Source organism: Gordonia sp. GN26 (assembly GCF_054823965.1).
Genome location: NZ_JSYC01000179.1, coordinates 35625 through 45814, shown reverse-complemented (window position 1 = coordinate 45814; position 10190 = coordinate 35625). Strand labels below are relative to the sequence as shown.

At 70.2% G+C, this 10190-nt stretch carries 10 protein-coding genes; 5 read left to right on the top strand and 5 right to left on the bottom strand.

The window, feature by feature from the left end:
- Positions 1-163 precede the first annotated feature (163 nt).
- Together OK17_RS22720 and OK17_RS22715 are read right to left on the bottom strand one after the other, a co-directional pair.
- On the bottom strand, positions 164-871 hold the full coding sequence (locus OK17_RS22720) for a demethylmenaquinone methyltransferase (protein ID WP_461418851.1): 708 nt from the start codon (positions 869-871) through the stop codon (positions 164-166).
- Between the two features lie 44 nt (positions 872-915).
- The gene (locus OK17_RS22715) at positions 916-2070 is read right to left on the bottom strand and encodes a glycosyltransferase family 4 protein (protein WP_461418850.1); all 1155 of its coding nucleotides are present in this window, start codon (positions 2068-2070) and stop codon (positions 916-918) included.
- 108 nt (positions 2071-2178) lie between these two features.
- Here OK17_RS22715 and OK17_RS22710 point away from each other — a divergent pair, with 108 nt between their 5' ends.
- Positions 2179-2796, top strand: a complete 618-nt coding sequence (locus tag OK17_RS22710; RefSeq protein ID WP_461418849.1) for a Type 1 glutamine amidotransferase-like domain-containing protein — start codon at positions 2179-2181, stop codon at positions 2794-2796.
- Here OK17_RS22710 and OK17_RS22705 read toward each other — a convergent pair.
- Entirely contained in the window at positions 2783-3268 is a 486-nt protein-coding gene (locus OK17_RS22705) for a hypothetical protein (protein ID WP_461418848.1), read from the bottom strand. The genes OK17_RS22710 and OK17_RS22705 overlap by 14 nt on opposite strands.
- 45 nt (positions 3269-3313) lie before the next feature.
- Positions 3314-5002 (bottom strand): 2-succinyl-5-enolpyruvyl-6-hydroxy-3-cyclohexene-1-carboxylic-acid synthase, encoded by a 1689-nt coding sequence (gene menD, locus OK17_RS22700; RefSeq protein WP_461418847.1) that lies wholly within the window; start codon positions 5000-5002, stop codon positions 3314-3316.
- A gap of 62 nt (positions 5003-5064) precedes the next feature.
- Between menD and OK17_RS22695 the strand changes: the two genes are divergently transcribed.
- From OK17_RS22695 to OK17_RS22680, 4 genes are all read left to right on the top strand, one after another.
- Positions 5065-5682: a class I SAM-dependent methyltransferase gene (locus tag OK17_RS22695; protein WP_461418846.1), complete on the top strand. Its 618-nt coding sequence runs from the start codon at positions 5065-5067 to the stop codon at positions 5680-5682.
- A 63-nt stretch (positions 5683-5745) separates the two neighbouring features.
- On the top strand, positions 5746-6822 hold the full coding sequence (locus OK17_RS22690) for an AbrB family transcriptional regulator (protein WP_461418845.1): 1077 nt from the start codon (positions 5746-5748) through the stop codon (positions 6820-6822).
- Positions 6823-6870: 48 nt separating this feature from the next.
- Entirely contained in the window at positions 6871-8178 is a 1308-nt protein-coding gene (locus tag OK17_RS22685; RefSeq protein WP_461418844.1) for a saccharopine dehydrogenase family protein, read from the top strand.
- A 158-nt stretch (positions 8179-8336) separates the two neighbouring features.
- Complete coding sequence (locus tag OK17_RS22680) at positions 8337-8783, top strand: Hsp20/alpha crystallin family protein (protein WP_154884227.1); 447 nt, start codon at positions 8337-8339, stop codon at positions 8781-8783.
- Between the two features lie 149 nt (positions 8784-8932).
- Here the strand turns inward: OK17_RS22680 and OK17_RS22675 are convergent, their stop codons facing one another.
- On the bottom strand, positions 8933-10114 hold the full coding sequence (locus OK17_RS22675; protein WP_461418843.1) for an EAL domain-containing protein: 1182 nt from the start codon (positions 10112-10114) through the stop codon (positions 8933-8935).
- Between the last annotated feature and the right edge of the window lie 76 nt (positions 10115-10190).

The following is a 10190-nucleotide window of genomic DNA, read 5'->3' as shown; positions in this document are numbered from 1 at the left end:
CGACGAAGGAGCGTATCGAAGTCGACGACCCACGAAGGCCTGGTGAGACGAGGTCGCCGGCCCTTCGTGGCTCGCTCCGCTCGCACCTCAGGGAGCAGTGGGCGGGCCGCGCGCACCTCAGGAGCGGTGGGCGGACCGCTCGCACCTCAGCGAGTGATCGGACTCAGGCGCGGGCGGAGTGGATCGCAGCGATCCCGCCGGTCATGTTCTGCCAGCGCACCTGGTCGAAACCGGCTTCGCGGATGAGGTCGCCGAGGGCGAACTGGTCGGGCCAGGCCCGGATCGATTCCGCGAGATAGACATACGCGGCCGGGCTGCTGGAGACCTTGGTCGCGACCGCGGGCAGCGCCTTCATCAGGTACTCCATGTACACGGTGCGGAACGGCTTGAGCGTCGGCGTGGAGAACTCGCAGATCACCAGGCGCCCACCCGGTTTCAGGACCCGACGCAGCTCGGCGAGGGCCTTGGGGACGTCGTTGACGTTGCGCAGGCCGAAGGAGATGGTGGCCGCGTCGAAGGAGTTGTCGGCGAATGGGAGCGACAGCGCGTCGGCCGCGACCTTGGGCACGTCGCGGTGGGCGCCGGCCTTCAGCATGCCGAGCGAGAAGTCGGCGGCGACGCAGTGGGCGCCCGACGACGCGAGCTCGACGGTCGACACCGCGGTTCCCGCGGCGAGGTCGAGGACGATGTCACCCGGGCGCAGATCGAGCGCCTTGCGGGTCTTCTTGCGCCACCCACGATCCTGCCCGAAGGACAGCACGGTGTTGGTGATGTCGTAGCGGCGGGCGACGCCGTCGAACATGGCCGCGACCTCGGCCGGATCCTTCTCCAGACTTGCTCGTTGAGGTGGGTTCGCGCCCGTCGATGCCATGGGAGTCAACCTACCGCCTGGCGCGCAACCAGCGATTCTCGGGCTCAGGCTGGCCGGTCGAACGCGGCCGCGACACCGGAGCCCGTCACCGACCGGTAGTGCCCGACGAGTTCGGCACACACCGCAGGCCACGTCCGTGTTCGCACCGCCTGGACGGCCGCCCGGGCGAAGGCGGCCCGAACCGCGTCGTCGTGCAGCGAGTCGACGATTGCGGGCAGGGCCTTGTCGAAGCGCGCGACCTCGAGCAGGTAGCCGGTGCGGAACGGTGTCACCAGGTCGCGTGGCCCACCGGCGTCGGGAGCGATGACCGGCAAGCCGCTGGCCATCGCCTCCTGGATCGTCTGACAGAACGTCTCGTGTTCGCCGGGATGCGCGAAGACGTCGAAGGAGGCGTACGCACGCGCCAGCGCCGCTCCCCGGAGTTCGCCGGTGAACACCGCGTCCGGCAGCGCCCGTTCGAGTCGGGCACGTTCGGGACCGTCGCCGACGATCACCAGCCGGGCCCGCGGAGTCCCGGACAGTCCCGCCAGCCGCTCGACATGCTTCTCCGGCGCCAGCCGACCCACGAACCCGCACACCAGCGCGTCCTCGTGACCGCGCAACCACTCGGTACGCAGCGCATCATTCCGCCGATCGGGTGAGAACAGGTCGAGGTCGACGCCCCGGCCCCATCGCCGCAACCGCGGCACCCCGCGCGCGGCGAGAGCGTTCATCGTCTCGGTCGACGGGGCCAGGGTCAGATCGCACATCGCGTGCAGCTTCCGGGTGTAGCGCCAGGCCGCCTTCTCGACCGCGCCCAGCCGGTAGGCCGAGGCGAACCCGGCGACGTCGGTCTGGAAGACCGCGACCGTCGGCACACCCAGCGCCCGCGCCGCCGCGGCACCCGCGGCTCCCACCACGAACGGTGAGGCCAGGTGCACGACGTCGGGCGCGAAGTCGCGCAGCACCCGGTACAGCAGCGGCATCGGCACACCGACCGGTAGGGACGTCACCCGCGGAACCCGCACCGCCGGCACCAGATGCACCGGCGTACGCCGACCGACCGTCCGTGGTGCCGACGCAGATCCCCGCGGCGTGTCCGGGGCGACGACGACCACCTCGTGGCCGGTGGACTCCAGATGATCGACGACCCGCAGGACGGAGTTGACGACCCCGTTCATCTGCGGGAGGAAGCTCTCGGCGACGATCGCAACGCGCATACCCCGACCCTGCGCGGTCGATCTGACCGGCAGCGGCGCAGCGCGTGACACGACGCGCAACGCCTGGTGAATTCCCGGCGACCCGCACCGCCGGTGCACAGTGGACGTGTGCCCGACATGGACCTTCTGTTGCTGAGCCGCTGGCTCACGCCGGTACGCGACTTCCTCGTCCCCCGGGTCGGCGCCGGTGCCCGCATCGGCTTCATCCCGACGGCGTCGTCGATCTACGACGACCAGGCCTGGCTCGACCTCGATCGCGGCAGCCTGCGCGATCAGGGATTCGAGGTCGTCGACGTCGATCCGGAACTCGTCTCGGCGGCCACGTTCACCCGCGCGCTGAGCGAGATCGACGCGGTGTTCGTGTCCGGCGGCAACGTCTTCCACCTTCTCGGTGCACTCCGTCACGCCGGCGCCGACCGCCCTCTCGTCGACGCGGTCCGTCACGGCCTGCCCTACATCGGGGTCAGTGCCGGGGCGTGCGTGACCGGTCCCGACATCGCGCCACTCGCGCTACTCGACGACCCGAGCGAGGCGGCACCCCTGACCTCGACCGTCGGCCTCGAACTCATCGACGTCACGGTCGTCCCTCATGCCGAGGGAACCGTCGGCGGACGCGGACGGATCGATCGGACGCGTCAGGAGTTCGCCGACCGTCCGCTGCATTTCCTGCGCGACGACGAGGCCCTCGTGGTCTCCGGTGGGACCACGACGGTCATCGCGGGCTGACGGACTCCTCGTCGGTGGCCTCGCCCGCGGAACCGGCGGCCTCCGCGGTCCGGCGGTTCCGGCGTCGGCTGAACTCCGCGACCCCGACCATCAGCAGGCCGACGACCGCCCAGCCGACGACGGCGACGGACAGGCCCGGGATGATCGAGAGCATCGCGGTGCGCCCGGTGGGGCGCGCGAGATCCGGGTTGTAGGCGGCATATTCGACGCTGATCCGCTGGCCCTCGCTGAGCTCGGTGGGATAGAGCAGACCGAAGCGCGGACTGTGGAACGAGCCGTCGGGCGTCTGGAAGTCGACCGCGGCGTGCAGCGCGTCCACCGATACCACCTCGGCCATCACGGTGGCCTTGCTGGCCTCGATGGCGGAGTCGTTCTTGAAGCAACCGGCGACGAGCGAGAACGCCATCGCGGTGATGGTGATCCCGACGACGAGCAGCCCGAGCTGAACGCGTCGCTGGATCACCGGATTCATGGCGTTCAGGGTAACCGGCCGGGTACGGGACCGCCGTCGCGCGGTCTAGTCCGCCGACGCTCTCAGGCGCGCCGCGATCGCCGCGTGCACCGATCGCAGCCGATCCCGATCGGTGGCGACCTCGATCACCTCGATGCCGCCGGCCGCCGGTTCCTCGGCGAGGACGGCGCGCAGTTCGTCGACGCCGACGCGCCGGTGCGGGAGGTGGAAGCCCGCGCACATCGACGCGATGTCGGTGCGGTGCGGGGTTCCGAAGACGCGCTCGTAGGCGCCGGCGTACTGCCCGGCGTTGTAGCGCGGGTCGCCCTGTTCGAGCAGTCCGAAGATCCCGCCGCCGTCGTCGTTGGCCACGACGATCCGCAGCGAATCGGGCCGCGGCTCCCCGGGCCCGATGACCAGGCCGGTGGCGTCGTGGATGAAGGTCAGGTCACCCATCAGCGCGATCGTGCGGGCACCGGGACGTTCCTGGTCGAGGGCCAGCGCGGCCCCGATCGCCGTCGAGTTGGTCCCGTCGATGCCGGCGACGCCGCGGTTGGACAGGACGCGCACGCCTTCGGCGACCCGTCCGGCGAGGGCGATGTCGCGGATCGGGTTCGACGCCCCGACGACGAGCTGGTCACCCGGAGCCATGGCGGCGCTGACAGCGCGCGCGACGTGCAGTCCGGTGGTCGGACCGGGTTCGTCGAGCTCGGCCTCGACCGCCCCGGCCACCCGTTCCTGGACGGCGGCGCACTCCTTGATCCAGTCCTCGCGGGGTTCGCCGACCACCTCGATGCGGGTGCCGGTCGCGAAGACGTTGCCCGAGACGTCCGGCCAGCGCGGACCGGTGGTCAGCGCGTAGACCCGGACCTCAGGGTCGGCGAGCAGCCGCGAGACCCCGCGGTGCAGCGTCGGACGGCCGCAGATGATCGCCTGCTTGGGACGTACCGAGTCAAGGGCGAGCGGGTGCAGCGGGGTCGCCGGATGCGGCGCGGTCGGTTCGGCGACGGTCGGCACGTCGACGAGTGCGGGATGCTCACCCGAGCCGTGTCCCGACACCACGACCGTGTCCAACGAGAGGTCGATGGGTAGGGGGACGTCGAGTTTGCCGACGGGTGCCTGCGTCCACGGCAGCCCGCCGGGACGTCCGGAGAACGAACCCAGGTCGTCGTCCCCGACCTCGTCCGGGTCGGGCACTAGCGGTTCCCGCAGCGGGATGTCGAACTGGACCGGACCGGCGTTGCCAGTACGGGCACCGCGCGCGGCGGCGAGCACACGACCGACGGCCGACCGCCACTGGCTGTTGGTGTCGAGGTCGCGCTCGGCGAGGCCGAGGCTGATCGCGGCACGCACCTGGGTGCCGAAGAGACCGAACTGTTCGACGGTCTGGTTGGCGCCCGATCCCAGCAGCTCATACGGCCGGTTGGCGCTGATCACGACCAGCGGGACGCGGGCGTAGTTGGCCTCGAAGACCGCCGGACCCATGTTCGCCACGGCCGTGCCGCTGGTCATGACGATCGGCACCGGAACCTTCGACGACACCGCGAGACCCAGCGCAAGATAACCCGCGGACCGCTCGTCGATGCGGACGTGCAGCCGCAGCCGACCCGCCGCGTCGGCGGCGTGCAGGGCGAAGGCCAGCGGCGCGTTCCGGGACCCCGGGCAGAGCACGGCTTCCCGCACGCCACCCCGGATCATCTCGTCGACGATGACCCGCGCCTGCAGCGTCGAGGGATTCGGAACCGGTCGATTCATTCCTCAAGCGTAGGGACTCGAACTCCCGGCGATGCGCCGGGGAGCGGCGTTACGCTGGTCACGTGGGTTTCTATGGTGACCGCATCGTCCCGCACCTGGTCGAGATGACCTGCGGCATGTCCGCCCTGACCCCGCTGCGGCAACGCGCCTGCGCCCCGCTGAGCGGTCGGGTGCTCGAGGTCGGGTTCGGCTCGGGCCTCAACGTCGGCGTCTACCCCGGCACGATCACCGAGGTCGCCGCGGTCGAACCCTCCGACGTCGGCTGGTCGATGGCCGCCGACCGGGTCGCCGGCTCGACGGTGCCGATCGAACGCTCCGGCCTCGACGGCCAGAGACTCCCCTTCGACGACGAGTCATTCGACGCCGCACTGTCGACGTTCACCCTGTGCACCATCCCCGACCTGGGCGCGGCCCTCGCCGAGATCCGGCGCGTGCTCCGACCGGGCGGCACCCTGGCCTTCCTCGAACACGGTCTCGCCCCCGACGAGAAGACGCGCACGTGGCAGCGTCGGCTCGAGCCGATCCAGAAACGCGTCGCCGGTGGGTGCCACCTCACCCGGGACGTCCGTGCCGAACTGACCGCGGCCGGCTTCGCCCTCGGCACCGTCGACTCCTTCTATCAACCGGGCGTGCCGAAACCCCATGGGGCACTGAGCCTGGGCACCGCACAGCCGGCCTGACCCCGGCGCGCCCGCCTCGCCCACCCGCGGCGCCCCGCGAGGTGCTGCCCTACTGTGGGCACAATGCGTCGCTGGACACTGCTGGCCCTCTTGACCGCGGCCGCGACGCTGATCCTCGAGTTCTTCGACGTCGACGCCGCCGCCCTGTTCGCCGGTCTCGTCGTCGCCGGTCTACTCGCGATCGCCGGCCGTGCACCCCGGCAACGCAATTCCGACGACGACCCCGACGCCCCGATCGTGCCGCGCTGGGCGTTCGTCTCGTCCCAGGGCGTGCTCGGCGTCTTCATCGGGACGATGGCCGACCCGGAGACGATCAGCGGACTGGGATCGTCGTGGCTCCCGGTCCTGGTGATCGGCGTCGCGACCCTGGCGATCTCGGTCGTCTGCGGGGCTCTCCTCGGACTGCACCGAGACGTCGACCCGCTGACCGGCTCGCTGGCCCTCGTGGCCGGCGGCGCCTCCGGGCTGGTCGCCCTCACCCGTGAATTCGGCGGCGACGAACGGATGGTCGCGGTCATCCAGTACCTGCGCGTCGCTCTCGTCACCGTCACGATCCCGCTCGTCGCCTCCCTCGTCTTCGGGGCCGGCGAGAGCGCGGTCGAGGTGGTCCCGGCGTCGTGGACCGACCAGGCGTGGGGCCTGTTACTGCTCGTCGTGTGCCTGGGTGTCGGCATCCCCGTGGGACGTTTGCTACGCCTCCCGGCCGCCGGGTTGCTCGGCCCCCTCGCGATCTCGACGGCAGCCGAACTCACCGGTGTCGCCGGCGACGCCGCGGTGTCCCCGATCCTGCTCACCGTCGCCTATGCGCTGATCGGGTGGCAGGCCGGACTCGGGTTCACCATGGACCGTCTCCGGGCGATCGGCCGCGTCCTGCCGCATGCGCTGGCCCTGATCCTGGCCATCGGAGTCGGATGCGCGCTGCTCGGTGTCGCGCTGTCGGCCTGGACCGGTGAGTCGATGTTCGACTGCTACCTCGCGACCACCCCGGGCGGCATCTACGCCGTCCTCGCGGCGGCCACCGGCGCAGGCGGCAACGTGGCCTTCGTCGTCGCAGCGCAGATCCTGCGGGTGCTCCTCATGCTGTTCGTGGCACCGTTCGCCGCGCGTGCCGCCTCCCGGCGCAGCGGCCGCGGGAGGTAACTGACTCTCCGGTCACATGTGACCCGCGTCCCACGTAAGGTCGGAGAGATGAGCGGGGAATCGAACACCGAGACAAACAGCAACGACAACCAGTCCGCAGGCGGGTCGCACGGCCGCGAGTTCGACGTCGTCGTCTACGGCGCCACCGGCTTCGTCGGCGAGATCACCGCGCGGTACCTCGCCGACCACGCCCCGATCGGCACCAAGGTGGCGCTCGCCGGCCGCAACGAGTCCAAGCTGACCCAGGTCCGCGAACGACTCCCCCTCCGCGCCCGGGACTGGCCGCTGATCGTGGCCGACTCCAACTCGCCCGCAGCGCTCGACGCGATGGTCGCCCGCACCCAGGTCGTCTGCACCACGGTCGGCCCCTACCTCAAGTACGGCGAGGCGCTCGTCGTCGCGGCGGCCACCGCCGGGACCGACTACGTCGACCTCACCGGCGAGGTCCCCTTTGTCCGCTACTCCATCGACAAGGCACACGACACCGCGGTCGCGTCGGGTGCGCGCATCGTCCACTCCTGCGGCTTCGACTCCGTCCCCTCCGACATCACGACCTACGCGCTCTACAAGAAGGTCGCGGAGGACGGTGCCGGCGAGATGACCGACACAACCCTCGTGGTGAAGTCGATGCGCGGCGGCCTGTCCGGCGGCACCATCGACTCGATGCGGGTCATCGCCGACGAGGCCAAGAACTCTCAGGCCCGGCGCTTGATGCTCAACCCGCAGGCCCTCTCGGGCGGCCCCGGTGAGGTCCCCCGGGTCAGCCTGTCCGACGAACCGAGCGACCTGTCGATCATCAACGCCAAGAAGGTCGACCCGTCGCTGCGCGGCACGCTCGCCCCGTTCTTCATGGCCGCACACAACACCCGGATCGTCCGGCGGTCGAATGCACTGCTGGACAACGCCTACGGATCGAACTTCCACTACGCGGAGACGATGAACGTGGGCGGGGTCCCGGCCCTGTCGACCCTCGCCGCCGGCGCGGTGGCCGTGGGCACCGGTGCCTTCATGGGCGCGATGAGCTTCGGCCCCACCCGCCGCCTCCTCGACCGCGTCCTTCCGAAGCCGGGCGACGGCCCCAGCGAGAAGTCCCGCAACAGTGGATATTTCGTGGTCGAGACGTTCACCCGGACGACCACCGGCCGACGCTACCGCGCACAGATGCGTGCGCAGGGCGACCCCGGTTACAAGGCGACCGCGGTGATGCTCGCTGAGAGCGCCCTGGCACTCGCACTCGACCGCGACCACCTACCGGCCCGGACGGGCGTCCTGACGACCGCCGCGGCCATGGGCGACGCCCTGATCGATCGCCTCCGCGACGCCGGATTCACCATCGACGCAACCGAACTCGGCTGAGCCGAGGCGGCGGACACCGCCCGGGAACTCGTCTAGCACTCTCCACCCGAGAGTGCTAGACGAGTGCGGAATCCGGTGCTATCTTCGATGTCAGTACAGCGTTGAGCTGCTCGCCGGACGAGTGGCGGGCAGCCTTGTGAGACAGGAGGTGAACTGCTGTGCTGCGTTTCGATCCGTTTTCCGACATGGATGCCTGGGCCCGGGGCATGCTGACCGGTTCGGTTGCCGGAACCGCGCGTACTCCCAAGTTCATGCCCTTGGACCTCTACAAGGTCGACGACCACTACATGCTCGTCGCCGACCTACCGGGCGCCGACCCGGGCTCGATCGACGTGAGCGTCGACAACGGCGTACTCACGTTGTCCGCCCAACGATCTGCCCCGTCCGACGAGGGCGTCGAGTGGCTGGCCAGCGAACGGTTCTCCGGAACCTACCGTCGCCAGCTCACCCTCGGAGACTCCATCGACAGTGCCGGCATCTCCGCCCGCTACGACAACGGCGTGCTCACCGTGACCATCCCGGTGGCCGAGAAGGCCAAGCCGCGCCGTATCGAGGTGGAGAGCATCAACCATCAGCAGGCAATCGAGACCGGGACTGCCTCGTAGTCCGAGAAACCCTCTCCCCGAACATCATCGGGGACCACACCGGCGGTCCGGTGCGCCAGGGACGGCGCGCCGGCCCGCCGGCGTCCTGGGCTCGGAGGTGTCATCGACCCGTCGGTGGCCTCGGCCCACGATGTCACCGCCTCGACGGGCTACGGTCCCGTCCAGGAGGCCAGCGGTTCGGGCCGGCCGAAGAAGAATCCCTGCGCGTAGTCGAAGCCGAACTCCGTGAGCACTTCCAGCACATCGTCGCTCTCGATGCCCTCGGCCACCATCCGTAGCCCGGTGGCCGCCGCCATCTCCGAGATCGCCCGCACCACAGCGCGATCGGAATGGCTGTGGACCAGCTGGGCGATCAGTGTGCGGTCGACCTTCAGGACGTCGACGGGCAGATCGCGGACGTAGCGGAGCGCCGAGAAACCGGCACCGAGGTCGTCGACGCAGATCGTGCACCCGAGGTCGTGCAGGCCGTTGACCGTCCGGGCCGCCGTCGTCTCGAGCCGGATCACCTGATCCTCCCGGACCTCGATCCACACCCGCGACGGGTCGACCCGATGGTCGCGGATCAGACCGTCGATGTAGCGGACGAGGCCCTCGTCGGAGAGCTGCTGCCCCGAGAGGTTGAGCGAGACGAAGGCCTCCTCCCCCGCCATCTCGGAGATGTCGCCGGCCAGATCCCGGATGGCCTCCCCAATGGCATGCCGTCCGATCGGCGCGAGCAGTGAGATGCCCTCAGCCACTGCGAGAAACGCATCGGGCGAGAGAACACCGGATTCGGTGTGCCACCGGAGCAGCGACTCGTAACCGACCACCCGCCGGTCCGCCATCGTGACGATCGGTTGGTAGAAGACCGAGAAGTCACGTTCCACCGAACGGGTGAGCCAGGCCGCGAGGTCGACCTCCGCGCTGATCTGCCGCACCATGCTGGGGTGCGCGAACTCGACGTGCACCCGCCGGGTGAGGGCGACGCACAGAGCGGCGTCGGCGTGCCGCACCAGATCGGTCTCGTCGGAGACGGCGCAGAGATCCGCACTCACGGCGACGCCCATGCACACGTCGAGGAAGGCGCTGCGGTCGCCGTCGCTGACGGTGTGCGCACCGAGTTTGCGCCGGGCCGCGTCGATGAGGGCATCGTGGCCGCCGTCGTCCGCGGAGAGGGAGATCAGCCACTGCAGGTCCGACCGGCGCTCGAACCGGGCGCGCGGACTGATCGGCATCAGGACCCGTTCGACGAACAACTCGGCGATCGATACGGCGGACTGGTGCCCGTAGGCGACGACTGCGCGGTGATAGGGGTCGACCGACACCGCGATCACCGTTGCGTCGCGGTTCAACGCTCCATCATCTATCTCGTCCGATCCCCCCGGCCGCGGCCCGATCGCCGCGTCCCGCCGTGCGCGAGACTCTACT